General features: G+C 45.8%; 20 protein-coding genes and 1 tRNA gene. 15 read left to right on the top strand and 6 right to left on the bottom strand.

Translation table 11 applies throughout. From position 1 onward, the window contains the following. Positions 1-153 precede the first annotated feature (153 nt). The 8 genes from htpG (at position 154) to ACZ45G_RS30000 (ending at position 7,292) form a co-directional block, all read left to right on the top strand. Positions 154-2,076 (top strand): molecular chaperone HtpG, encoded by a 1,923-nt coding sequence (gene htpG / locus ACZ45G_RS30035; protein WP_464174308.1) that lies wholly within the window; start codon positions 154-156, stop codon positions 2,074-2,076. Next, positions 2,073-3,458: a 30S ribosomal protein S12 methylthiotransferase RimO gene (rimO, locus tag ACZ45G_RS30030; protein WP_464174307.1), complete on the top strand. Its 1,386-nt coding sequence runs from the start codon at positions 2,073-2,075 to the stop codon at positions 3,456-3,458. Before htpG ends, rimO begins: the two co-directional genes overlap by 4 nt. Beyond that, on the top strand, positions 3,455-4,435 hold the full coding sequence (locus ACZ45G_RS30025) for a polyprenyl synthetase family protein (RefSeq protein WP_464174306.1): 981 nt from the start codon (positions 3,455-3,457) through the stop codon (positions 4,433-4,435). The genes rimO and ACZ45G_RS30025 overlap by 4 nt, the downstream gene beginning before the upstream one ends. Before the next feature lie 2 nt (positions 4,436-4,437). Further along, positions 4,438-5,679, top strand: coding sequence for a hypothetical protein (locus tag ACZ45G_RS30020; protein WP_464174305.1), 1,242 nt, complete (start codon positions 4,438-4,440; stop codon positions 5,677-5,679). A 56-nt stretch (positions 5,680-5,735) separates the two neighbouring features. Beyond that, positions 5,736-5,811 (top strand) — tRNA-Val (locus tag ACZ45G_RS30015). Between the two features lie 338 nt (positions 5,812-6,149). Next, positions 6,150-6,551, top strand: a complete 402-nt coding sequence (locus ACZ45G_RS30010) for an ACT domain-containing protein (protein ID WP_464174304.1) — start codon at positions 6,150-6,152, stop codon at positions 6,549-6,551. A 4-nt stretch (positions 6,552-6,555) separates the two neighbouring features. Continuing rightward, entirely contained in the window at positions 6,556-6,819 is a 264-nt protein-coding gene (locus ACZ45G_RS30005) for a CBU_0592 family membrane protein (protein ID WP_464174303.1), read from the top strand. Positions 6,820-6,866: 47 nt separating this feature from the next. After that, on the top strand, positions 6,867-7,292 hold the full coding sequence (locus ACZ45G_RS30000) for a hypothetical protein (RefSeq protein ID WP_464180065.1): 426 nt from the start codon (positions 6,867-6,869) through the stop codon (positions 7,290-7,292). Between the two features lie 214 nt (positions 7,293-7,506). Here the strand turns inward: ACZ45G_RS30000 and trhA are convergent, their stop codons facing one another. Further along, positions 7,507-8,163, bottom strand: a complete 657-nt coding sequence (gene trhA / locus ACZ45G_RS29995) for a PAQR family membrane homeostasis protein TrhA (protein WP_464174302.1) — start codon at positions 8,161-8,163, stop codon at positions 7,507-7,509. A 588-nt stretch (positions 8,164-8,751) separates the two neighbouring features. Here trhA and ACZ45G_RS29990 point away from each other — a divergent pair. Continuing rightward, positions 8,752-9,834: a sigma 54-interacting transcriptional regulator gene (locus ACZ45G_RS29990; RefSeq protein ID WP_464174301.1), complete on the top strand. Its 1,083-nt coding sequence runs from the start codon at positions 8,752-8,754 to the stop codon at positions 9,832-9,834. A 33-nt stretch (positions 9,835-9,867) separates the two neighbouring features. Here the strand turns inward: ACZ45G_RS29990 and ACZ45G_RS29985 are convergent, their stop codons facing one another. The 5 genes from ACZ45G_RS29985 to ACZ45G_RS29965 form a co-directional block, all read right to left on the bottom strand. Continuing rightward, on the bottom strand, positions 9,868-10,632 hold the full coding sequence (locus ACZ45G_RS29985; RefSeq protein ID WP_464174300.1) for an IclR family transcriptional regulator: 765 nt from the start codon (positions 10,630-10,632) through the stop codon (positions 9,868-9,870). Positions 10,633-10,778: 146 nt separating this feature from the next. After that, complete coding sequence (locus tag ACZ45G_RS29980) at positions 10,779-12,032, bottom strand: MFS transporter (RefSeq protein ID WP_464174299.1); 1,254 nt, start codon at positions 12,030-12,032, stop codon at positions 10,779-10,781. Positions 12,033-12,057: 25 nt separating this feature from the next. Further along, positions 12,058-13,920, bottom strand: a complete 1,863-nt coding sequence (locus ACZ45G_RS29975) for an ATP-dependent helicase (RefSeq protein WP_464174297.1) — start codon at positions 13,918-13,920, stop codon at positions 12,058-12,060. A 150-nt stretch (positions 13,921-14,070) separates the two neighbouring features. Then, positions 14,071-15,435 (bottom strand): phosphomannomutase/phosphoglucomutase, encoded by a 1,365-nt coding sequence (locus ACZ45G_RS29970; protein ID WP_464174296.1) that lies wholly within the window; start codon positions 15,433-15,435, stop codon positions 14,071-14,073. Between the two features lie 11 nt (positions 15,436-15,446). Then, a complete protein-coding gene (locus ACZ45G_RS29965; protein ID WP_464174295.1) occupies positions 15,447-16,274 on the bottom strand; it encodes an undecaprenyl-diphosphate phosphatase in 828 nt (275 codons plus the stop codon). A gap of 146 nt (positions 16,275-16,420) precedes the next feature. Between ACZ45G_RS29965 and ACZ45G_RS29960 the strand changes: the two genes are divergently transcribed. The 6 genes from ACZ45G_RS29960 to ACZ45G_RS29935 all read left to right on the top strand — a co-directional run bounded on the left by ACZ45G_RS29960 (position 16,421) and on the right by ACZ45G_RS29935 (position 24,748). Beyond that, positions 16,421-18,865: a PAS domain S-box protein gene (locus tag ACZ45G_RS29960; RefSeq protein ID WP_464174293.1), complete on the top strand. Its 2,445-nt coding sequence runs from the start codon at positions 16,421-16,423 to the stop codon at positions 18,863-18,865. A gap of 138 nt (positions 18,866-19,003) precedes the next feature. Beyond that, the gene (locus ACZ45G_RS29955; RefSeq protein ID WP_464174292.1) at positions 19,004-20,173 is read left to right on the top strand and encodes an OmpA family protein; all 1,170 of its coding nucleotides are present in this window, start codon (positions 19,004-19,006) and stop codon (positions 20,171-20,173) included. A gap of 305 nt (positions 20,174-20,478) precedes the next feature. After that, entirely contained in the window at positions 20,479-22,356 is a 1,878-nt protein-coding gene (locus tag ACZ45G_RS29950; protein ID WP_464174291.1) for a thiamine pyrophosphate-dependent enzyme, read from the top strand. Continuing rightward, positions 22,343-22,918 carry a 2-oxoacid:acceptor oxidoreductase family protein gene (locus ACZ45G_RS29945; protein ID WP_464174290.1) on the top strand — a complete coding sequence of 192 codons (576 nt, stop codon included), beginning with the start codon at positions 22,343-22,345 and terminating at the stop codon, positions 22,916-22,918. Before ACZ45G_RS29950 ends, ACZ45G_RS29945 begins: the two co-directional genes overlap by 14 nt. Further along, entirely contained in the window at positions 22,893-23,576 is a 684-nt protein-coding gene (locus ACZ45G_RS29940; RefSeq protein WP_464174289.1) for an MBL fold metallo-hydrolase, read from the top strand. Before ACZ45G_RS29945 ends, ACZ45G_RS29940 begins: the two co-directional genes overlap by 26 nt. Before the next feature lie 242 nt (positions 23,577-23,818). Continuing rightward, positions 23,819-24,748 carry a sigma 54-interacting transcriptional regulator gene (locus ACZ45G_RS29935; protein ID WP_464174288.1) on the top strand — a complete coding sequence of 310 codons (930 nt, stop codon included), beginning with the start codon at positions 23,819-23,821 and terminating at the stop codon, positions 24,746-24,748. Positions 24,749-24,909: the final 161 nt, after the last annotated feature.

Genomic DNA, 24,909 nt, shown 5'->3' with positions numbered 1-24,909 from the left:
TGCTGGTCGGTAAAGGGTACTTTCTTTTATGTTTACCCATTGGGGTTTGAATTTCACCTGGTCTGCCTTGACAATTTTGTTTTTGCCACAATTATTATTGAAAACTAATTTGAAGGTAAATAGGTATTAAACATAATCGAAACAGGAGTAAACATGGCAGCAAAGAAGACACGTAAATTTAAAACAGAAGTGCAGCAGTTGCTGCATTTGATCATTCATTCCTTGTATTCCAACAAGGAAATTTTTCTTCGGGAACTGATATCCAATGCTTCCGATGCCATTGACAAGGCAAGGTTCAAAGAACAGACAGAACCGGCTCTCTTTGCCGATGATACAGATTATCATATCCGGCTGGCCACAGATTCCGAAGCCAAAACTATTACCATTTCCGACAACGGCATCGGCATGACCTTTGACGAGGTCAATGACAATATCGGTACCATTGCCCAGTCTGGAACCGCAGCCTTCATGGAAGCCCTGGAAAAATCAAAAAAAGAAACCACCCTCTCCCCTGAACTGATCGGCCAGTTTGGCGTGGGCTTTTATTCTGCCTTTATTGTGGCGGACAAGGTCCGACTGGATACCAAGGCCCCGGGCGAAGAGAAAGGTGTTCGCTGGGAGTCCGACGGCAAGGGAGATTATACGGTCCAGGAAATTGAACGAGAAAACCGGGGTACCAGCATTACCCTCTATCTGAAAGATCCCGAAGATGGGGACCAGAATTTCACAGAAGATTATACCCTCCAGCACATTGTTAAAAAACATTCCGATTTTGTGACCTATCCGGTTATCATGAACCTGGAAAAAAGTGAACCCATCCCGGAAAATGAGATTGTCAAAGATTCCGAGGGAAAACCCATTGGAGAAACCTATAGAAAGGTCAGAAAAGATGAGACCCTCAACTCCATGAAAGCCATCTGGGCCAAGGCCAAGGATGAGGTTACCCCTGAAGAGCATGAAGAATTTTACAAGCACATCAGCCATAACTGGGACAAACCCATGGAGATCATCCACAAACGGTTTGAAGGGGTGACTGAGTATGATGTGCTCATATATTTGCCGGAAAAAGCCCCCATGGATATGTTCCGGCCGGAAAGAAAAAACGGGATGCAGCTGTATTGCAAACGGGTTTTTATCATGGACGACTGCAAGGAACTTCTGCCTGAATACCTGGGATTTGTCCAGGGGGTTGTGGATGCACCGGATTTAAACCTCAACGTAAGCCGTGAAATCCTCCAGGAAGACCGGCTGGTGAGAAATATCAAAAAGAATCTGGTCAAACAAATTTTCTCTTTGCTGGAAGGCATGGACAAGGAACGCTATGAAGAATTCTACGGGGAGTTCGGTCAGTCCCTGAAAGCCGGTATCCCAACCGATTATGAAAACAAGGAACGCCTGGCCGCACTGCTCCGTTACAAAACGACCAAATCCGGGGATAAGCTGGTGAGCCTGGACGAATACATCGAAAACATGAAGGAAGACCAGAAAGAGATTTATTTTCTCACCGGTGAAAGCCTGACATCTCTGATGAACTCACCCCTGCTCGAATCCCTGAAAGCCAAGGACTTTGAAGTGATCCTCATGGTGGATCCCATTGATGAGTGGGTGACCCAGTCTTTGCCCGAATACAAGGAAAAAAAGTTAAAGAGTGCAGAAAAAGGGGATCTGGATCTGGACAAGGTCGACGATGAGAAGAAAAACGAATACTCCGCTCTTCTTGCCTTTCTCAAGGGAAAACTGGAAGCCCGGGTCAAGGATGTGGTTGTTTCCAACCGCCTCAAGGATTCTGTCTCCTGCCTGTCCGGAGATGATTACGGCATGAGCGCTTATATGGAAAAAATATTGAAAGCCTCGGGCCAGAGTACCCCGGACCAGAAACGGGTAATGGAGGTCAATGTCAATCATGCGGTTTTGGAAAAGATCAAAACCCTTTTTGAGACAGACACGACCAACCCGGTCTTAACCGACTACTCTGATTTGCTCTATGATATTGCCGTCATCAGTGAAGGCGGAAAATTGGACAATCCTGCTCGGTTTTCCGCCCTTTTGGGAGACCTCATGGCCAAGGCCATATGATCGTTTTTCTTGAAACCCTCGGGTGCTCCCGGAACCAGGTGGACAGCGAAATAATGCTGGGAAAGCTTTTGGCTGCGGGACACCTAAGAACCGATGACCCGGCCTTGGCTGAGGTTATCATCGTCAACACCTGTGGTTTTATCTCCACGGCTTCGGATGAGGCCGTGGAGGTGATCCTTGAAATGGCTGGGTTCAAAGAAAATGGGGCCTGCCAACGGCTCATTGCCACGGGCTGTTTGGCACAGCGGTACAAGGATGATGCCGGCCTTCTGGCCAGTTTGCCGGAAGTAGATGCCTTTTTGGGCACGGCGGCCTGTGAACAGATTGTAGATGTGGTGGAAGGAACACAAAGCCCTTTGACCCTTTTTCCCGACCCGAACCAGCGAGGTTTTCAGGATCTGACCGTTGATCGGGAACTGATTTCAACGGGATTTGCCTATATAAAGGTGTCCGAAGGATGCAACCGCCATTGTACCTATTGCATTATTCCCCAATTGCGGGGGACCCAGCGGTCCCGGCCGGTGGAAGATATTTGCACCGAAGCGGCCACTTTTGTGGCAAAGGGGATAAAAGAGATCATCCTTACCGCAGAAAATACCACCGACTACGGCCAGGACCTTGTGGCGGGGTCCATAAACCAGGGCTCTGATGGGATTGACTCAGATTGTATTGACTCTGGCCGGACAGGACTTGATACCGTCCTGTCCTCCCTTTCCAAAACCCTTGCCAAACAAGATGAAACGGTTTGGATCCGCTTTTTATACACCCACCCCAAGACCCTGGGGGCTGACATCATCAAGGTTGTCCAAAGCCATGACAATCTTTGCGCCTACTATGACGTGCCCATCCAGCACGCTGCCACCTCCATGCTCAAACGAATGGGAAGACCTTATACCCAAGAAGAGTTGATCGCTCTGTTCAAACTGATCCGAAAACTGGACCCCGAAGCCAGCCTTCGTACCACCTTGATTGTGGGGTTTCCAGGGGAAACCGAAGAAGAGTTTCAGATTTTGAAAACGTTTATAGAAACGGTTCGGTTTGACCATCTGGGGGTCTTTACCTATTCGGATTCCGATGACCTTAAATCCCACGGTTTCAAAGACCATGTGCCAGAGGATATCGCAGAACAACGCCATGACATACTCATGTCAGCCCAGGCAAAAATTTCAGAACAGGTCAATGAAAAGCATGTGGGGAAAATTTATCCTGTGCTGGTGGAAGAAAACCCGGAACAAGGGGTATATATCGGCCGGACCCAATTCCAGGCACCGGAAGTGGATGGGATGACATTTATTTATTCAAAGGGACTTGAAATCGGGAGCATTGTTCCTGTAAGAATAACAGATGCATATGAATATGATATTGCCGGAGAAATGGCATGACTGATATAAAGACCAAGATTATCGAACAGGTTGCTCCGGATCTTGCTCAGGTGGAAAAAGCCCTGGAAGAGAACCTCGCCCCCAACCTGGATCTGGTACGAAAGATTGCCTCCCATCTGCTGTTCAGCGGGGGCAAACGGTTGCGGCCCCTGCTCATGATTCACTCTGCAAGGATATGCGGGTATGACACCGGGTTTGAAATTTTATTTTCCATTATTTTTGAATACCTCCATGCCGCCACCCTACTCCATGATGATGTGGTGGATGCGGCAGATATGCGCCGGGGGAAACCAGCAGCCCATACCCGTTGGCCTGCCCCCCAGGTGGTGCTCACCGGGGATTTTCTTCTGGCCCGGGCCCTGTCAATTGCCGCGAAAACCCGGGAACCCCGTGTGATTTCTGTGGTTGCCAATATCACCCAGGCCATGTCCCAGGGGGAGATCGACCAATTGGAAAAAAAGGGCCGAGCTGACCTGTCCGAAGGGCAATACCTTGAGATTATTGAGCGAAAAACAGCTGTTTTGATCCAGGGGGCCTGCCAGAGCGGGGCCATTATTTCCAAGGCCTCCCGGGAAAAAGAAGAGGCGTTGGCATCCTATGGGTATCACCTGGGCATGGCTTTTCAAATGGCCGACGATCTTCTGGACTATACAGCCACGGCCCAGGAACTGGGAAAAAACCCCGGTGCAGACATGCGGGAGGGAAAACTCACCCTGCCCCTGATCCACAGTCTTGCCAAAGCCGGTGACACAGACAGGAAATGGATGCAGGAGATTATTGCAAATCCTGTTTTTGACCAGAACCTGTTTGAAGATCTGAAAGAAAAATTATTCACCCTTGGGGGCATTGCCTATACCCAGGAGTGTGCAAAAGACCATGTAACCAAGGCCAAGGCATCACTTGGACTATTCGAAGATTCTAATTCAAAAGACCTTCTACACTTAATTGCAGATTATTCAATTGAAAGAAAGGTATGATCATGGGGACTAAAAGACAAGCAGGTATGTACGTGGCTATCCTTCTCGGGGTGTTGCTCTTTTTTGACACTGCCCTGGCCACAGGATCGACAAGCGTATTAACCGGTGTGACCACGGGCCAGGAAAAAATCAAGGGACAAAATATCCAGAAGGCCAAGCAAAAAGCTGTGGAAAAAGCCCTGGACACAGCCGTTCAGAATGCCGTTGCATCCCTGGTGTCCCGTCAGGTGTTTGCCGGTAACCTGGAGTTTTTATATGGAAGAATCCTTCCCAGGTCTTCGGACTATGTGGCCACCTACCGGGTGATAGGGGGGATGGAACACAAGGGGTATTATCTTGTGGGGGTTGAATCCAAGGTCAACCTGAAATTGATTGAAAAACACCTGACCGATGCCGGAATACTCAATGCCTCTACAGATAAACCTGTGATCCTTTTTTTAATTGCAGAACAGACACCTGATGATCTTCTTCCCAGATATTGGTGGGGAAATAACCCGAAACCCTATACCTCCCTTTCGGAAACCATTATTTTAGAAAAAATGACCCAAAATCGATTCAAGGTAGCCGGTACCGGCCCTGACCGTCCAAACCCTTCCCTTTATAATATTCGTTTCTCCTCCATCTATGATGCCGCTGCTGCCATGGAACTGGGGCGAGTCCTCAAGGCAGATATGGTGGTTCTGGGAAAAGCCAGTGCGGCTGAATCCATCAATCGAATGGGGAATGAAAAAATTTTTGACGGGGTGATTGAATTAAAAATCTATGACCTGGGCTCGGGCAAAGAAGTGATGACTTCTGTCAGCCGGGCAGCGGCCAAAAGTACCATGGACCAAGAGGGTGCCATGGAAGCCATCACCGAAGTGAGCGACCTGGCAGCCCAGGATCTGAACCAAAAAATCGACACCTTTTGGACCCAGAACCTGAGACGGGAAAATTTATTTGATGTGACCATCGCAGGAGAGAACTTTCTGCCCCGGTTCATTGCCTTAAAAAAGCGATTCAAAGAAATCCAGGACATTGCGAATATGCAACCCAAGGAGATTGGTACTGACAAAGCCGTCATGGAGATTGTTTTTAAGGGAACCCCGGAACAATTTGCCGATGCCGTGATGCTCAAAACATTTGTTGGATTTGGGATTGAGGTGGCAGAAGTGACAGACCAGATGATTTTTATCCACTTTATTGAAAAACAAGAGCAATTGCCCCTGAATAATTTAGATATTGAAGAAAAAATAGGGGAATAGGCATTAGTTTTTCTTGACACAAAATGCGGGGTTTGATAGAAACAGCAAGATATTAAAGGCGCGTAACTCAGTTGGTAGAGTGCTACCTCGACACGGTAGAAGTCAGCAGTTCAAGTCTGCTCGTGCCTACCATAAAAGATCAAGGGTTTAGAGAATTTTCTCTAAACCCTTTTTTGATGTTTGTGACCAATTTGTGACCGGTTTTTCTTGACCAAAATTATTCCTTCTGACAGCTTCATTTCCATCAATATTGAATGTTAAGCAGGAATGCCCCTCCCACAAACAAAAAACATAAATAGACATACGTATCGCTTTCAAATTTTGACAATCCTAAAATCTTTTCATGGTATATCCACAACGATTTATTAGCAGATCTAATGTTGTAGAAATATAATTAATTGTATTTAAATCGAATTTCAGTATAACTTCCTAGGGTAATCACACGATAAATTGTTAAATGGAGAACACTCATGACGGGTATTACAGACATTAACGTATTGCTAAAGAAAATGAAGCCAGTGCTGGATAAAATGGATTATGTCTTTTCCACAAAGGAATGTTTTAAAATTAATGAAGATATTATTGCCTTAGATCCAATCGCAACATTTCTTGAATCGGAAGGTATGACAATTGTAGTGAAAAAGATGACCGCTGATAAGCATTGCCTTTCTTATGATGCAATCTTTAACAAGATTACACTTGAAGTGCATTCTAGTTTAGAAGCAGTTGGGTTGACCGCTGCAATATCAACTGCTTTAGCATCAAAAAATATCTCTGCGAATGTAGTCGCTGGTTATTACCACGATCATATTTTTGTTCCAAAAGAGAAAGCGGATTTATCCGTGGAAATTCTGGAAGGTCTTACAAAATAATCACATGAGCTACAATTTTTTTGATTTTATAGGCAATATCGGCGTCTTGCTGATATTAACAACATATTTTGCGTTGCAAATAGGAAAAATAACTCCAAACTCAATACTGTACAGCCTTTTGAATGCAATTGGTGCAGTATTTGTTTTGATCTCACTATATTTCAAATTTAATCTATCCGCTTTTTTTATAGAGTTTTTTTGGCTCCTTATCAGTATATATGGTATTTATAAAAATAGGCTAAAACAGACGAACAAGCAAAGTAAGTAGATACGCAAAAATGCCAAGACCCTTTTAAAGTGATATATTTGATATAAATGGAACTATTTAAAAATCCACCGTCAAGGGGGCAATTTGCATTAAACGGTAAGTGGGAGAACGCTCTGTCGTTTAAACCGCACAATCCACCATCAACAAATGACATCAAAACGTATCTTGCAGATAGAAACGAGTTGGCATTTGAATTGTTTTTTGGTGAGCTGTTTTTTGGAGTGAGGTTTATAGGGACGCCTGCTTTTATTATGGAACTCTCCCAACACTGCTTGGGATGCTTGAACACCTCTTTGGATGCAACTTCTTTCATAAAGGCTGTTGGTCATCATACATTGTGTGGTGAATTATGCCATGAGATTAAACACGTGGAGGTTGGCGCAGTAAACGCTTGGAAATCAATTGGATCATATTTGTTGCCGCCACCAGCCCAAGGGCATAAAGACAACTCAGCTCAAAAGAACAAATGTTGATACGACAGTCCAGGAAAAGGATATTCGGTTCCCAACAGATTCCCGGTTGTATGATCGAGCAGGGGATCGTCTTGTAAAAGCCGCTAAAAAAAGACAAAAACAAGGGTTATGAATGGATAGAAATCGGTTAAACGGGAAAATAGGTGACCGGATAAATTCTATTCAGAGCGCTGCAGGAATGAACTTTAGCAAACTGCTTCGGTGGCTGGGTGATTTATGCTTGGGGCAACACATAAAAATACACTGAGATAAAATGGCAGAAACTACCGTTTAAAACCAACAGATGGAATATGGCATGATTGAATTTTATTTTATCAATGCTGTATAAAATAGCACCCATTGTATAGGAGATACCGCCTGCAAATAGCCAAAGTAACCCTTTCAAAGGTAAATGATTAATTAACGGTTTTATGGCGAAAATAATAATCCAACCCATAAATACATACATGATAGTTGATAGTATATTATATTTGCCAGTAAAGAAAATTTTCAAAATCAATCCGGATATAGCTAATCCCCAAGAAATGCCAAAAAGCACCCAACCGGTTGAACCGTTCAGCGTGACAAGCGTAAACGGTGTATAAGTTCCAGCAATCAGGACATAAATAGATGCATGGTCAATGATGTTCAACCGGGTTCTCAGCGTTGGGCTTTGAGTGCAGTGGTAAAAGGTGGAAGCAGCATATAACAATATCAGGCTGACTCCGAAAACGCTGAAACTGACAAGATGCCATGCATCACCATACTCAATCGCCCGGGCAACCAGAAAAATTAGAGCGACAATACTTAAAACCAAACCGGCACCATGGGAAACAACGTTCATTTTTTCTTCCACCAGGGAATAACGATTCACAATTTTCTGATCCTTCATTTTAACTGCTCCACCATCTCGACCGTATGCTCCCGCTCACCAGCGATTCGTGCCATTATATTCCCCGTTTACATTCGGCTTTCCGACCTATTTGTTGCATCGTCATTATATGATCAATGTTTTCATGAAAACGACCATGCCGGCTCAATGGGTGTCTTGTACGCCGTTTTCCCGCACACTTGAAACATACGCCCTTGTGTAACCCGAATTCAAGATAAATATTTTTAAGGGTGAATTTAAGAAATTCGCTGCAATGGAAAAAACCTGTATTCATAGTTCCGGGGTTATTGGCCCCGAATGGCCACCTGCAAAATTCCCAATTGGAATCAAATTCTAAACAATTCTGCTCTGTAATAGCTGGTGACCGAGAATTGCTGGTCCGAGAGTTAAAAATCTTCCCCTGGTAACAAATAAATGAAAAACTAGGGGTTTCCCTGATTGACAAACCCTGCCAGACTTATTAAAAATCATCATTCGCAAACAAAAACGATCTTGTTACGATCAAAAACAGAAGGCCTCAGCCTAAATGCAATGCGGGTTGCCGTGACGTCTTTTTATTAATCAATAATATTGAAAAGTAATAAAATTATGACAACACCATTAATCGGAATCAGCAAATCCACTATTAAAACAAAAACACTTATCAAGCATGTCGCCCAGACCTGTTTGAATGTATTGGTAACGGGAGAAACAGGTGTCGGCAAAGAAGTCGTTGCTCAAAATCTTTATGTGAATTCCATGAGGGCGTCTAAAAAATTTGTAAAAATTAATTGTGCGGCCCTACCGGAAACCCTTCTTGAAAGCGAACTTTTTGGTTACAAAAAAGGCGCCTTCACCGATGCCTGTAGAACTCGGCCGGGAAAATTTCAAACGGCTGACAAGGGAGTGCTTTTCCTTGATGAAATCGGCGATATGCCAATGCCCTTGCAATCAAAAATACTTCATATCCTTCAAAGTGGAGAATTTTCCCCCCTTGGATCGGACCGGAATCATAAATCCGATGCCTGGGTAATAGCGGCAACAAACCAGAATCTTGAAGAAAAAATAAAAAATAGAACTTTTCGGGAAGACCTTTTTTATCGGTTGAATATTATTAATATTCATATCCCCCCTCTACGCGAGAGGAAGGAAGATATCCCGTCTCTCATTGAATATTTTTACAGATCCAATAAATTAGAGTACCCCCAAAGTCAATGCTCCCGGCCAGATCCACAGACGCTTACCAAACTTTGCGATTACCCATGGCCCGGAAATATCCGCCAGCTTAAAAATAGCATAAAAAAACAAATGGTTTTTAACTCCTGGGAAAAAATTCTTGAAGAATTGCCAAGGGAAGAATGCCCGAAAACCAGTCCTGTTCTCCAGGAAAAAAAACAGATCAACGGCTCAAAACCAGTTGTAAGTAACTCCACAAAATTTGCATCTCAATTTATCGATCTATCTTCAAGTCCCGATCAAATACTTGAAGATTTGTCATTAAAAGAGATCAAAAAGCTTGCTTCGGGAAGAGTGGAAAAAGAAATCATTGCTTTTATTTTAGAGAAAGTCGGTTGGAACCGATCCCTTGCTGCAAAAATTCTGAAAATTAGTTATAAGGCCTTGTTATACAAAATCGACGAATTTAAAGTTGTGCCCCTCCTGGAAGATAAGCAACCACACCGTGCGTGCTAAAAGCCCTGAAAAATAATTTACAATAGCCTTTCTTCAGGGAGTCCCGGCCAGTTTTTTGTTAATTGCCAGGGCAGCTTCCCGGGTCTGGGCCATGATACTAGGAATCTGCTCATCCTCCATGCCGGCAGTAAAGCCGACCACCCAGATGGCCGGTGTATAGGCACCAATGGCTTGGATGGGTGCGGCCACGGCTTTTACGCCTGAAATATATTCTTCATCATCAAAGGCAACCCCTGTTTTCCGAACGGTTTCAAGTTCCTTTAAATAGATATCCGGATCCATAATTGTCTGGGGGGTAAATCGGATGAGACCCTTTTCCAGGATATAAGCCCGGGCATCTGTTTGTGTCATATTTGAAAGGAAAACTTTCCCCACTGCTCCGGCCTGAAGGGGCAGGGAGGTGCCGATGGGGGAGGAGATTTTAAAGTCTTTTCTGGATTCCACAATATCAATGACCGTGACCGAATCCTTGTTCTGGATGCCTAAAAATACCGATTCCCGGCATTGCTCCATGAGATGTTCCATTATCGGCCGGGCGACTTTTTTAAAATCCATTCTTTCATAGGCTGCTTTGCCAAGTTCCATGAGGGTGGTGCCGATGGTGTATCGCTTGGAAGAAGGGTCCCGAATAAGGGCTCCCTGATCTTCCAGGGCTGCCGTAATTCCATGGACTGTACTTTTACTGATATCCAATTTGAAAGAAATTTCGCTGATCCGTAACCCATGGGTGGCCGTTGAAATGGCTTTGAGGATGAGAAATGCCTTTTTTACAATGGGTGCCTGGTATATTTTTTTCATTGTTCTCCATAATGAATTCTAATAATCCCATAACGGATTTTCAAAACCTGTGTGCTTGTAAGTTCTTACACCACATACAATTTAGTATCCTATCTGTGTTCATTATTATGAATTTTAATGAAAATCAATGATTTATAAAAAAATCATTACCCCCTTGAACGGCAATGGTGGTTGTAAAGAAAAAAAAAGGCCAGGGTGCCTGCGGCCATAAAGGCCATGCCGCAGGGAAAGGCAAATTTGAGGCTGAAAAAATCCATGGCAAGCCCTGCGATAAGGGAACCTGTGAGCATTCCCAGGGAGTGGGCAACCGTCATCACGGACATCACAGATCCCATGGCCTTTTTTTCATCCCCCTTGACCACGGCAAGCGCTGTGATCGCCGGCATGGAGATACCGCCGCCAATGCCAAACAGAGTAACGGCAATTAAAAGGTCAGTAAAGGAAGCGGCGAAAAATGGCAACCATATGCCAAGGGTTGAAAATGCCCCCCCCAGGATCACCATGTATTTCTTGTTGAGCCGGTCAGCGGCATATCCCATGGGCAGCTGGAGAACACCTGATACAAAGATACCCAGCATTACCAGCAGGCCGATCCTGGAACCGGAAAGGCCAAAGGCTCTGTCGGCAAAAAGAGGAAGAAAACACCAGATAATCCCGATGCAGGCGGTATAGGCATACCGAAATGATACCAGGGCTCCCAATTCCCAGTCTCGGATCACCTGGACCCAGGGAACGGGTCTCCTGTTTTTTAAACGAATCTTTTCCAGGGAAAGGGGCGGTAAAAAAACAAGGCAGAGCACAAGCCCCAGGGAGGATAAAAGCCCCATGCAGACAAAAGCAGCATCCATGGACCAAAGATCATGGATAACGCCTCCCATCAACGGCCCCAAACTGAGGCTCAAAAACATGGATAGATTAAACAGGCCCATGGAATATCCTTCAGAACCCTCCGGGGTGATTTCTCCCACATAGGCCTGGACCACGGGCATGACCATGGCAGACCCTGCCCCCTGGACAAACCGGATAAGGATCAGCCCTTCCACTGTGTTGGAATAAACAAAGGCAAGAGAGACAAGGACATAGGTGGCAAGCCCGCCCAGAATAAAGGGTTTCCTGCCCTTCTGGTCGGAAAGCCTGCCAAACAGGGGCAATAAAAATGTTCTCGAAAGGGAAAATGAGGCAAAAATCATGGCCACATAGACACCGGTTGCCCCCAGGTCATTGGCATAGATGGGCAATAGGGGCACCACAATTCCCACCCCGGTCACCATGGTAAAAACAATAAAAAACAGGGTCAGAAAAATACCTTTATGGGCCGAAGGGATAAGCCGGTTGCCCTTGCGCAAGATTGTGGCAACCAGATTGGATACCGGCTCTTTTATGGCATAAAACAGATCCATGGGGCTTTAGGATATCACCTTTTTCCTAGGTCAGACATTCTTTTATCTGATCGATGAACCGGCTTTGGGTAGCAAATTCCCCCTTCCTGTAATTGGCATGGGTCAGGTATAAAAAGCGTTCCGCCCGGGTCATGGCCACATACATGAGGCGGCGTTCTTCATAAAGGGCCTGGTTCCCATCGTCAATGGACCGCCAATGGGGGAAAAGGCGCTCTTCACATCCCACAATAAAGACGGTATCAAATTCGAGCCCCTTGGCCGAGTGGATGGTCAAAAGGGCAACCCCCTTTGAATCCTGCTCATCTTCATCCTCTTTATCTTCCCGGATCAGGGCCGCCTCTTCAAGATATTCCAGAAGATCGTCTTTGGACCTTGCCGTGTAGATAAGCTGTTCAATATTCTCTTTTTTGGAGATAAATTCGGTTTTTGTCTTTACCTTTTTTTCCAGATAGTCGTAATATCCGGTCCGGTCGATAACGGTTTCCATGGCCATGGCCGGCGGCATATCGTGGATGGCATCCAAAACTTCCAGGACAAGGGAGAGGTTTTCATGGACTTTTTTTGTCAACACCCGATCCTTGACCATGATTCTTGCCGCATCCTGCAAACTCGTACCTCCTGTGCGCAGAGCAGCCATTTTTTTAACCATGGAGGGGCCGATTCCCCGTTTGGGGGTATTGACCACCCGTTCAAAGGAAAGGTCGTCATTGGGGAAATAAGCCGAGCTCAGGTAGGAGTTGATATCTAAGATTTCCATGCGCTCAAAAAAGCCCTGGGATCCCATGAGGCGATAGGGCACCCGGAAGGCCCTGAAAATTCTTTCAAAGGGCAGGGAACAAAATTTTGTCCGGTAGACCACGGCCATCTTGTCAAAGGGGACGCCAAGCCCCTGGCGATTCATGGCAAGGACCCGTTTGGCAACCCATTCGGCTTCATGGGCATCGGACATAAACTTATAGATTTCGACAACGCCGCCCTTTTTCTTGGAAAAACAGCGTTTTTCCATTTTGTCCGGGTTGTAATCAATCATGTCGTTGGCAGCCTGGACAATCTCATGGGCGGATCGATAATTTTCTTCCAGTTTGAAAATTTTTGCATCCATGTATTTATCAGAGAACCGTAAAAAATGGTTGACATTGCTGCCCCGAAATCCGTAAACCGACTGCCAGTCATCCCCCACGCAAAACAGGTTGCGGTGTTCTCCCAGCAGCAGATTGGTCAGGTCCTCCTGGAGATTGTTGGTGTCCTGGTACTCGTCCACCAAAAGGTAGGTAAAATACTGTTTGTACCAGACACGAACCTGTTCATGATCCCGGAGAAGATCCCGGGTTTTTAACAAAATATTGTCAAAATCCACAGAGTTCATCTCCTTGAGACGCTCTTCGAACTGGGAATAGATATCTGTCAGCCGGATATTAAAAAAGCCTGGATTCAACTCAAAATAGCCCTGGGGGTCTCCGGAATTCTTTGCCCGGGAAATAGACGACAAAATCCTGTTGGCATATTTTTTTTCAATATTGTTCCTCACGCAGAGCTCTTTGACAAGCTTGTCCTGCTGGTAAACGCTAAAGATCTGAACAGGGGGGGTATATCCCATGAGTTCACAATGCTTTTTCAAAATCATGAGACAGGCAGAATGATAGGTACGAACCCATTCAAAGCTTGCCGGGGGCAATCCTGTCATCTCAATCAACCGGGCTTTCATCTCCTGGGCCGCCTTATTGGTAAAGGTAATGGCCAATATCCGTTTGGGATCGTGGCCCGTGGCTGCCAGATGGGAAAATTTGGCCGTCAGGGTCCGGGTCTTGCCGGAACCAGCGCCTGCGACCACCAGGGCCGGGGAACCGGTATGATCGACAGCATCTTGCTGTTGTGATGATAACTGCATATAAAAAAATTAACCGGGCAAATGCCCAGGGTCCGGCCCTGGGTGTTCAACCGCTTTAATTTATCTCCTCAATTTAATTTAGGTACCAATTTAGGTACCAATTCAGGTACTAGTTTAGGTGCAAGTTTAGGTGCAAGTTTAGGTGCAAGTTTAGATGCTGGCTTCACCTATTATTGCCTTTAAGGTGGACTCAATCTCCTGCTGGATCTCATCCAATCGTTCCCGGGTAAGGGATTCAAACCGCAACACCAGGGCCGGCTGGGTATTGGATGCCCTGACAAGGCCCCACCCGTCATCGTACACCGCGCGCAATCCATCGATATCAATCACCTCCTGGTTGGGTATTGCCTTGTAATGGGCCACAATCTTGTCCACCACATCAAATTTAATGGCATCGGGACACTCCACCCGAAGTTCCGGGGTGGTAAAGGTCTGGGGAAGGTCCTCTATCAATTCATCCACCCCTTTGCCCGTGGCAACCATGATTTCCAGCAATCGGCAGGTGGCGTAGAGGGCATCATCAAACCCGAAATACCGGTCCTTGAAAAACATGTGGCCGCTCATTTCCCCGGCAAGTTCGGCATTTTCCTCTTTCATTTTTTTCTTGATCAATGAATGACCGGTCCGCCACATAATGGCATTCCCGCCACGCTTTCGAATCTCATCATACATGACCATGGAACATTTTACTTCGGATATAAAGGTGGCCCCGGGCTTTCTTTCAAGGATCTCCCTGGCATAAATCACCATGAGCTGATCCCCGTAAATCACCTGGCCCGTCTTGTCCACCACGCCGATTCTATCGGCATCTCCATCATATCCGACGCCAAGGTCCAGGCCCTGACTTTTTACCAGGGCAATGAGATCCATCAGATTTTTCTTCTGGGTGGGATCTGCCTCATGGTTGGGAAAAGAACCATCCAGGTCACAAAAGAGTTCATGGACCTCACACCCCAGCCCTTTTAACACCGGCACCGCTGTGATGCCACCGGTGCCGTTCCCGGCATCAACACCGATCCTGATTTTTTTATTGAGGGTGATATTTTCCAGCAAATAGGCCTTATAGGGAGTTGTCACATCGGCTTGGGTTTTTTCACCCTCTCCCTTTACATAGGCGCGTTCCTCAATAATTCCCAATATATCCTGGAGTCCCTGGCTGTGGATGGAATCGAGCCCACTCATCAGCTTGAATCCATTATATTCCGGGGGATTATGGCTGGCAGTGACCATGGCCCCGCCGTCCAGTTCCAGATGGTGGATGGAAAAATAAAGCACCGGTGTGGGACAGATCCCGATGTCCACCACATCACAACCAGTGGAAACAATCCCCTGGATAAACAATTGGGAAAACCGATCCGAGGTTTTCCTGCAATCCCTTCCAACGGATATTTTTTTTCTACCCTGTTCCACTAATAAAGAACCATAGGCTCGTCCAATATCAATGACATCCGGTTCGCAGATATCCTCTCCTGCAATTCCCCGAATGTCGTATTCCCTGAAGATCTCGGGATTCATAGACCCTCCCTTTAAAGTATTTTTGATAAGAGCACCAGCAGACCCGCCAGCCAGCAATAGGGGGCAAACAAATGGAACTTGCCCCTGTGAACCAATTTTAATAATAGTTTCAAGGCAACCAGGCCGACTACAAAAGACGCGATTGTCCCATAAATAATAGCAGGATTAATAACAAATCCAGTTTCCATGGCATCTTTAACTCCCAAAACCTGGGCCCCGGCAATGGCGGGGACAGACAGGAGAAAAGAAAATTTGGCAGCCGTGTGCCGGTCCAACCCGGCAAACATGCCGGCGGCAATGGTGCTGCCGGACCGGGAAATCCCTGGAATTACGGCAAATCCCTGGACAATCCCGATGAGAAGCGCCCGCTTGGTGTCAAATTTAACCCCTGCTGTTTCATTGTGATAATATCGTCGAGAGACCCACAGGATGGTACCGGTGAGAATCAGCATGCACCCCACCAGGGTAGCAGAGGAAAACAAAACCTGCTCAAAATTTTTTAAGCCAAGGCCGATCACTGCAGTGGGCACAGACCCCACGAGGATGAATGCCGAAAGTTTCAGGTTCTCATCTGTCTCGATCAGGTGGGCAAACGGTTTACCACCGGCGACTTTTGCCAAAAACCCGAAAACGGATACCACCATCAATTTAATATCGGGAAAATAGACTACCAGCACAGCTGCCAGGGTTCCCATGTGAACGCTGATATCAAATATCAATAAAAATTCGGTAATGTTAAAATAAATCTGACCCAGCACCAGATGACCGGAGCTGCTTACCGGCAGGAACTCTGTCAACCCCTGAACAATCCCCAATATAATTCCCTGATATATTTCCATATTCTACTAATTTTCTTTATTTTTTTAAGGTCCGCATAAAACGCAACATAAAACCCAATTCAGTCAAGCAATCGTATATAATTCTTGTACTTAAATTGCAAGATTTTAAAAAAAAGACTTGAACTTGAAGGGGTTTCCCTCTAAACATGTTTTTTATGGGGAAAGATAAAATAGAAACAAAGGGGAAAAAATCAAACCCGGTCAACTCAAGTGAAAAATCAGATAAAGTTGCCCAACTATTTCATTTGCTTGAAACAGATCCCCAAAAAAACATCGATCTTATTTTAAACCAGACCCGATCGATTATTAAGGGTTTTTTCTCCCTCTATCTTCGGGGGGATAATAAACAGGGAAAGCCTGTGATTCGGGCATGCGCCAATCTCCCCCGGGATCTTGAAAACACCCTTTCTCCTGGCGGCCATCTTTTCAAAGATCCCTTATTCACAGAGTCCTTGTTCACCAGCCATGGAACAACTTCCAGGACCTATTGTATTTTACCCCGGGCAAAAGTGATGTCTGATCCTTTAGGCAAGAAGTTCGGTTTAAAGGCATGCCTGGGCACCCCGGTTTTTTCTAAAAAAAAGGTCTTGGGAACCCTCTGGCTTACCGATACCCAAACCCGGTCTTTCTGCTCCGAGGATATTCATTGTATTCAAATCCTGGCAGCGGCGATAGCCCTTGAAGAAGAACGAATGGCCCAGGGGAACCTATTGTTGGCAAAAAAAAACCGGTTCAAGGGATTTTATGATGCCACCTTTGAAACGATTTTCCTGTCCAAAAGAGGCATCTGCCTGGATCAAAACAAGACAGCCTTTCACATGTTCGGATATTCCATGGAAGAAGCCCTTGGAAAACCCGGAACCGACTGGATTTTACCCCAAGACCATGAAAAAGTTGAAAACAACATGTTGTCCGGCACTACCAGCCCCTATGAGGTAACCGCTCTTAGAAAAGACGGTACCACTTTTCCGGCTCAAATTCAGGCAAGCATGATCGACTATGGGGGAGAAAAGCTCAGGGTAACAGCACTTCGAGATATCAGTGAGTTAAAACAGGTCCAAGAATCTCTGCTGGAAGAAAAAGAAAGGTACAGGATTCTCATCGACAATGTCAATGATGCCATTTATATTGCCCAGGAGGGATATATAAAATTTGCCAACCCCAAAACCATTGAGTTGTCCGGCCACTCCCTAGAGGATCTTCCAAAGATTCCTTTTCTGGAACTGGTTCACCCCGATGACAGGGAGAACATCCATCGCAACTATAAAAAACGGCTCAACGGAGAAAACACCCCTTCCCCCTATGCTTTCCGGGTGGTAACCAAACAGCAGAACACTCTCTGGGTGCAATTAAGCGCCGTCCGGATCATCTGGGAGGGAAAACCAGCTATTCTCAGCTGCATAAGGGATATTTCCAGAATCAAGGAACTGGAGGAAAAACTCAAGCAGTCCGAAAAGATGGAATTAATCGGGACCCTGGCCGGCGGAGTTGCCCACGACCTGAACAATATCCTTTCCGGACTTGTTTCCTACCCGGAGTTATTATTGATGCAGCTTGATAAGGACAGCCCCCTGGTTGAACCCATCTCTTTTATTCATGATACCGGCATTAAAGCTGCTGAAATTGTTCAGGATCTATTAACCCTTACCCGGCGGGGAATCCATCAGGCAAGTGTATTAAGTCTCAATCAGGTGATCCATGATTATTATAACAGCTCTGCCCACCATCGCCTTGAAAAGAATTTTCCAGACATCTATTTTAAAATCAACCTGGAGCCCTATCTTCTGAATCTGATTGGGTCTGAATCCCATATTTCAAAAGTGGTGATGAATCTTGTCATGAACGCTGCCGAAGCTGTCCAGGCAAACGGACAGGTCTCCATTGAAACCTTTAACCGCTATGTGGAACTCTCAATGGACAAGGGGAATGAAATCCCTGAAGGAGAATATGTGGTGCTGCGGGTGAGTGATACCGGAGAGGGAATCGGTCCGGCGGATATCAAAAGAATTTTTGAACCCTTTTATACCAAAAAAAAAATGGGAAGAAGCGGATCTGGATTGGGTCTTTCCGTTGTCTGGAATGCGGTCAAGGATCTCCAGGGGTATATTGACGTCTCCAGCGAACGAGAAAAAGGCACCTCCTTTGAACTCTATTTTAAAGCAACACGGGACAACCTGGAAAACATCGCCGATGATTTCCAGGTCGAGTCCTTTAAGGGAGACGCTGAAACAATTCTGGTGATCGACGACGTCAAAGGACAAAGAAAAATCGCCCAAGGATGCCTTAAGCTGCTGGGATACACCCCCTTTGCCGTCAGCAGCGGGGAAAAGGCAATCTCTTTTTTAAAAAAACATCCAATGGATTTACTCATTCTAGACATGAAAATGGAACCGGGAATGGATGGCCTTGAAACTTACCGAGAAGTGCTTAAAATCAACCCGAAACAAAAGGCAGTCATTGCCAGCGGGTTTTCTGAAACCAAACGGGTTATAGAGGCAAAACAGCTGGGCGTCGGCCAATATATCAAAAAACCCTATACACTTCAAAAATTTGCCTTTGCTATAAAAAAAGAACTGACCAAAAAGAACTAACAAAAGAAGTGTTGATTTCACCCCGATTCTCCTGTAATAATGAGTACTATATTTAATCTTAGCTTTTTTCAGGGCTTCAGGTGTTATTCTTTCTTAGCGAATAACCTCAAAATATGTTTAATTCTAAAAGGAGAAAAAATGAATAAAAAAAATTTAGTAAACAGTTTGCTGTCTGTAATTGCATTCCTTTTTTTATTTGGATGCGCCACAAAAGAACCCATGAAGGTTCCCTCATTTTCACCCACAACCTTTGATACAACAAAGTACGATTCAAAGGTGGATAATTTTGTTGTTGTATTTGATGCCTCCAGCTCCATGAGACATAAGTACAAGGGCACCCCCAAATTTGACATTGCAAAAACCATTGGGAATCAAATGAACCTGACCCTCCCTGAATTGGGCCAGACCGCCGGTGTAAGAAGTTTCGGCCATGACCCCGCGGTTTCCAAACAGTATACAGAACTCCTCTACGGCATGGAGAAATATTCCACTGCCAATGCATCCGGCGCGCTTGCCGCCATCACAAAACCTGGCGGATTCAGCCCTCTGGGAACTGCTCTGGAAGCTGTGGCCAATGACCTTGAAGGCCTTCCAGGTGTACACAACGCCGTAATAATTGTCAGTGACGGACTGGACATGGACCAAAAACTGCCCCGGATTCAGGATCTGAAAGACAAATACGGGTCTTCCATCTGCTTTTATCCCATCCAGGTGGGAGCGGAACCTGAAGGAACAGCCTTTCTCCAGGAAGTCGCCAGAATCGGAGACTGTGGATTTTTCTCAACCGCCGACGATCTTATGAAAGGTGACGGCATGGCCGCCTTTGTGGAAAAAGTATTTCTCACGAAAAAGGCAATGGTAGCGACACCGGCACCCATGAAAGCAGAAAGAAAAGACAGTGACGGTGATGGTGTATATGATGACGAAGACCAGTGTCCTGGAACCCCTGTTGGTGCGAAGGTAAATGCAGTGGGTTGCTGGACCCTTGACAGTGTCCTGTTTGATTTTGACAAAGCCGAGATTAAACCCGAAGGATATCCCCTGCTGGATGCAATCGTTGTTATCCTGGAAAAAAATCCGGCCATGAGTGTCGAACTTGCGGGTCATACAGACAATGTGGGAACCGAAGCCTATAACATGGATCTGTCCATGAGAAGGTCCAATTCAGTTGCCGCATATCTGGTGGAAAAGGGAATCTTGAGGAACAGACTTGCCACGACTGGTTTTGGGTTCAAAACTCCTGTGGCCCTCAATGGAACAAAATTTGGACGTTCCCTGAACCGACGTGTTGAGTTAAATCCCTATTAATTGCCCCTTAATTGATAAAGGACAGTCCGGGAAGGGTGACCCCCTTTTCCCGGACAACCTTTCAGGGTACAAGATCTGAACTAAAAAAAATAAAAAGCCCGTCAAAGTATTCTCTTTGACGGGCTTTCTCTTTAAAAGCGTCTCCAGTCCGAGGGGAAAAGTTCATTTTCCGCCTTGCAAATAGAGACTTGACACTGTCTGTCAATCTGGATCATAATAAACAACTCAATGCAATTGTTCTGAAAATTGTGTTCACCTATGAATTACCGTTTAAGAATTAATGACCCCACCGGGAGGACAGGTTAATGAAAAAATTGGGTGAGTTACTTGTCCAGGAAGATTCCTTTGAAGAAATCCTAATGGGGAATCAGGCTCTTGTCAGGGCAATGGTGGAGTCCAAAACACTTGTGGTGACGTCCTACCCAGGATCACCCACCCCTGAAATCGCATCTGCGATTCAAGATATCCCCCAGGATATGCAGCCCTTTTATTTTGAATTTTCAGTGAATGAAAAAGTGGCCACGGAAGTGGCCTTTGGTGCGGCCATCAATGGAAACCTGTCCTGTGTCTTTTATAAAAGCGTGGGACTGAATGTGGCGCTTGACTCTTTTGTACAGCTGGGGTTGTTCAATATCATTGGCGGCATGGTGGTGGTGGTTGGGGATGACCCCGGTGCCAACTCTTCCCAGAATGAGCAGGACAATCGAAATATTTATCGCATGGCCAGGGTGACGGTACTTGAACCTGCCTCCCCCCAGGAAGCCTATGAATATTATAAACATGCGGCCCAGCTGGCCGCGGCCCATAAAACGGTTGTGGTACTGCGGCTGACCACCCATGTCTGCCATGCCCGACAAAAAATCAAATTTGCCGGATACCAGAAAGGAAAGGAATATAAAACAGATTTTAACAAGGAAAACGGTCCCTATATTCCCTTGACCGTGCTGGCCCTGGAAATGAAACGTATCGCCATGGAAAGAACAGACCGGATCTTGCCTTTTATTCGAAAAGCTAAGTTGAACCAGGAGATCAAAAGTGCCGACAGTCATGGTAGGGGCATCATTACCGCGGGGCTGACCTGGCTGGCTGTTCTGGATGTACTGGAACTATCCACATACCGGCCAAATCTTTTGAAACTGGGTGTGACCAATCCCCTTGAGCCAGAAGGCATCCTCTCTTTTTTACGGTCCAACGACCAGGTTTTGATCCTAGAGGAGCTGGATGATATCCTTGAAAACCAGATCAAGGCCATGGCCTATGACCAGGGTCTTACCACCACCATCATTGGAAAAACATCTGACAAGGATTTTATGGGTGAGTTCACTCCGGACAAGACCCTTGAAAAAATCCTGGCCACATGGCCTGAGATGATGCCCGTGGGAATAAAAGAGCAGGGGCAAAAAGAAAAATTACCGGTGGTAGCCGTGCCGGAACGACCCGCCCAGATGTGTCCCGGCTGTGGCCATAGAAGTGCCTTCTTTGCCATTAAAGAGGCTCTGGGGAATGATGATATTACCGTGGCCGACATTGGCTGCCATACCCTGGGGTATATGCCGCCCTATGAGCTCGGAGAGGTGCTCATGTGCATGGGGGCTTCTCCGGGTATTGCTGCAGGGCTTGCTCTGAACAATGACAAGAAAAAGGTGGTGGCTTTTCTGGGGGATTCTACTTTTTTCCATGCCGGTCTGCCCGGATTGATCAATACTATTTTCAATCATCACAATATCACCCTGATCATCATGGAAAACGGTACCACGGCCATGACCGGCCACCAGGACCATGCCGGTGGCGCGATTAAAATTGAAACCCTGCTAAAAGGCCTTGGTATTGAACCGGTGCTTGCCTGTGATACCTACAGCCAGGAAAAGCTGACCGGTCTTGTAAAACAAGCCCTTAAAATCGATGGGCTCAGTGTGGTCATTGCCAGGCACCCCTGCATGCTCAAATTCACACGAAGCCAGCGAAAAAAACCAGGATATATCCAAAACCATATTGAAATTGACCCTGCAATTTGTACCCAGGCCCATGTGTGCGTTGAAGCATTTGGCTGCCCCAGCTTTGTCCGGAATCTGGATGGCAGTGTGGGGGTTAATACAGACCTTTGCATAGGGGATGGTTCCTGCAGGCCCTCCTGCCCGGAGCACGCTATTGGGTTACAAAGGAAGAAAGATGAACGAATATAATATTTATATCACCGGTGTCGGCGGCCAGGGGATCGGCCTGCTCAGTCAGACGCTGCTCAGGGGTGCGGACCATGCCGGGTTGAAGGTAATGGCAGTAGATACCCATGGCCTGGCCCAGCGGGGGGGCGTGGTGGTCTCCCGAATCCGCTGCGGCAGTAGCGTTTTCTCTCCTTTAACCCTGTCACACCACTGTGATCTGGTCCTGGGCATGGAAATCCACGAAGCCCTTCGCGGATTGAGAACTGCCCTGAAAAAAGGGGGGACCCTTGTTTATCTGGACCTCGCCTGGCAACCCCTTTCGGTTCGGCTGGGCCAATGCCCGGAGGTGACAGCCCGGGATTTGTCACTTGCCTGTAACCAATCAGATGCCCGATGCCTGGAAGTTGAAACCAGTGGGCTTTTAGATGCACGGATGCAGAACATGGCCATTGTGGGAACCGTGGCAAAACACGACCTGATCCCCGGGGTTTCCAAGGGCGATTATACAAAGGCCATGGAAGATCTGCTCACCGGCGATATCCTTGCCCGGAACCTGGATGTTTTTAATCGCTATGCCCGATAAGGTTGAGATCTTTAGACGGATGTCCGGCCCCTATAATCTGGATACCTATTTTCTGGTCTGCCGGCAGACAGGGGAATCTGTGATCATTGATCCCGGCGATGATGTCCTGACAGTGATAGACTTCATTGAAAAAAAAAAGATCACCCCCACAAAACTTCTCCATACCCATGGCCACGCCGATCAGTTCTTTTCCACAGCGATTTTTAAACAAACCCACAATATCCCCAGTTGTCTCCATGCCCAGGATAACCTTTTTTTTAAAGATCCCGAGGTCAGGGAAGAAACCCACAGGCTGGTGGGATTGCCCCCACCCTATCCTGCGGATATTGAACTCGTTCACAAAGATAAGGTTTCCTTTGGCAGGCAGAGCCTGTCTGTCATCCATACCCCGGGCCACACCCCGGGATCGGTCTGCTTTTTATGGGAAAACCATTTGTTTACCGGAGATGCTCTTTTTGCCGGGGAGGCAGGACGGACAGATCTTCCCGGGGGAAACCTTAGTCAACTCATCTCCTCCATCAGGGACCGGATCATGGTGCTGGACAAAACGACCATTATCCACCCCGGCCACCACCATGCCGGCAGCAGCACCCAATCCACCCTGGAAAAAGAGATACGAGACAATATCTATATCACGGATTTTATTTTGGATACGTGATCAAAAAAAGTCAATAACCATTTTTACCATTATGCCTGGCTCCTGTGTCATCAACATTAATATGGTTGGAGAATTCTTCTCATATAGTTTAATTTTGATATCTATTTACATTCGTTATAAATGTTTGGTATCCTGAAAATCCTCAAGCTTTGCAGAATAGAATTCTTCAGCGCTCAATAGATCGAATATATAAAATCTGATTGTATATTTTGTTTAACCAGAATAATGAAAGCGATAAATTTATGACGACTCCCTTAATAGGTGCCAGTAACGCAATACTAAAAATAACAGAATTGATTAATAATGTAGCTAATACTGGTTTGAATGTATTAATAACGGGGGAAACGGGTGTCGGAAAGGAAGTCATTGCGCAAAATCTTTATGCAAATTCCAACAGGGCTACAAAAAAATTTGTAACCATGAATTGCGCTGCATTGCCTGAAACCCTGCTTGAAAGCGAACTGTTTGGATATAAGAAAGGCGCTTTCACTGGAGCTGATAAAAACCGGCTTGGTAAATTTAAAACGGCTGACAAGGGGGTTCTTTTCCTTGATGAAATCGGTGATATGCCAATACTATTGCAATCAAAAATACTCCATGTGCTTCAAAGCGGTGAATTTTCCCCCCTTGGATCAGATCAGGAGCATAAATCCGATGTCTGGGTGATTGCAGCGACAAACCAGAATCTCGAAGAGAAAATCAAAAATAAAACCTTTCGGGAAGACCTTTTTTATCGGTTGAATATTATCAATATTCACATTCTTCCTCTGCGGAAGAGGAAAGAGGATATCCCGTCTCTAATTGAATATTTCTACAGATCAAATCAATTGAATTACCCTCAAAGTCAATGCAGTATGCCTGATTCAGAGACCCTTACCCTGCTTTGCGATTACCCGTGGCCTGGGAATGTTCGCCAGCTTAAAAATTGTATAAAAATGCAGTTGGTTTACAATTCATGGGGAAAGATTCTTGAAGAACTGCCAAGGGAGTGCCAGGAAACAAACATTACTATCCAAAAAGGAGGGCAAAGCAAAGGCGCAAAGCCTGTTGCAAAAGATTCTACAAGAATCATGTCGCAATTTATTGATATTTCTACAAGTTCTGACAAGCTGTTTGAGGATATTTCATTGAAAAAGATTAAAAAACTTGCTTCTGGCAGAGTAGAAAAATAATTTTTACCTCATGCCATTAAATTGGTCAAAAACAGCAGGATATACGGGTTAGGGGCCATATGAATCTACCAAGGTCTGGTATTGACTCCAGAAGCAATATAAATCGCAGACAACTGAACATTGATCATGGAACGTCAGAAAGGCAAAAATGTGAAAGACGG

This window comes from Desulfoconvexum algidum, from assembly GCF_055382125.1.
Note: the sequence above shows the minus strand (reverse complement) of the source record. Positions and strands in the feature narration are given on the sequence as shown.

Coding starts and splice junctions, on each gene's coding strand:
- htpG (WP_464174308.1), top strand. CDS start 154: ATGGCAGCAAAGAAGACACGTAAATTTAAAACAGAAGTGCAGCAGTTG.
- rimO (WP_464174307.1), top strand. CDS start 2,073: ATGATCGTTTTTCTTGAAACCCTCGGGTGCTCCCGGAACCAGGTGGAC.
- ACZ45G_RS30025 (WP_464174306.1), top strand. CDS start 3,455: ATGACTGATATAAAGACCAAGATTATCGAACAGGTTGCTCCGGATCTT.
- ACZ45G_RS30020 (WP_464174305.1), top strand. CDS start 4,438: ATGGGGACTAAAAGACAAGCAGGTATGTACGTGGCTATCCTTCTCGGG.
- ACZ45G_RS30010 (WP_464174304.1), top strand. CDS start 6,150: ATGACGGGTATTACAGACATTAACGTATTGCTAAAGAAAATGAAGCCA.
- ACZ45G_RS30005 (WP_464174303.1), top strand. CDS start 6,556: ATGAGCTACAATTTTTTTGATTTTATAGGCAATATCGGCGTCTTGCTG.
- ACZ45G_RS30000 (WP_464180065.1), top strand. CDS start 6,867: ATGGAACTATTTAAAAATCCACCGTCAAGGGGGCAATTTGCATTAAAC.
- trhA (WP_464174302.1), bottom strand. CDS start 8,163: ATGAAGGATCAGAAAATTGTGAATCGTTATTCCCTGGTGGAAGAAAAA.
- ACZ45G_RS29990 (WP_464174301.1), top strand. CDS start 8,752: ATGACAACACCATTAATCGGAATCAGCAAATCCACTATTAAAACAAAA.
- ACZ45G_RS29985 (WP_464174300.1), bottom strand. CDS start 10,632: ATGAAAAAAATATACCAGGCACCCATTGTAAAAAAGGCATTTCTCATC.
- ACZ45G_RS29980 (WP_464174299.1), bottom strand. CDS start 12,032: ATGGATCTGTTTTATGCCATAAAAGAGCCGGTATCCAATCTGGTTGCC.
- ACZ45G_RS29975 (WP_464174297.1), bottom strand. CDS start 13,920: ATGCAGTTATCATCACAACAGCAAGATGCTGTCGATCATACCGGTTCC.
- ACZ45G_RS29970 (WP_464174296.1), bottom strand. CDS start 15,435: ATGAATCCCGAGATCTTCAGGGAATACGACATTCGGGGAATTGCAGGA.
- ACZ45G_RS29965 (WP_464174295.1), bottom strand. CDS start 16,274: ATGGAAATATATCAGGGAATTATATTGGGGATTGTTCAGGGGTTGACA.
- ACZ45G_RS29960 (WP_464174293.1), top strand. CDS start 16,421: ATGTTTTTTATGGGGAAAGATAAAATAGAAACAAAGGGGAAAAAATCA.
- ACZ45G_RS29955 (WP_464174292.1), top strand. CDS start 19,004: ATGAATAAAAAAAATTTAGTAAACAGTTTGCTGTCTGTAATTGCATTC.
- ACZ45G_RS29950 (WP_464174291.1), top strand. CDS start 20,479: ATGAAAAAATTGGGTGAGTTACTTGTCCAGGAAGATTCCTTTGAAGAA.
- ACZ45G_RS29945 (WP_464174290.1), top strand. CDS start 22,343: ATGAACGAATATAATATTTATATCACCGGTGTCGGCGGCCAGGGGATC.
- ACZ45G_RS29940 (WP_464174289.1), top strand. CDS start 22,893: ATGTTTTTAATCGCTATGCCCGATAAGGTTGAGATCTTTAGACGGATG.
- ACZ45G_RS29935 (WP_464174288.1), top strand. CDS start 23,819: ATGACGACTCCCTTAATAGGTGCCAGTAACGCAATACTAAAAATAACA.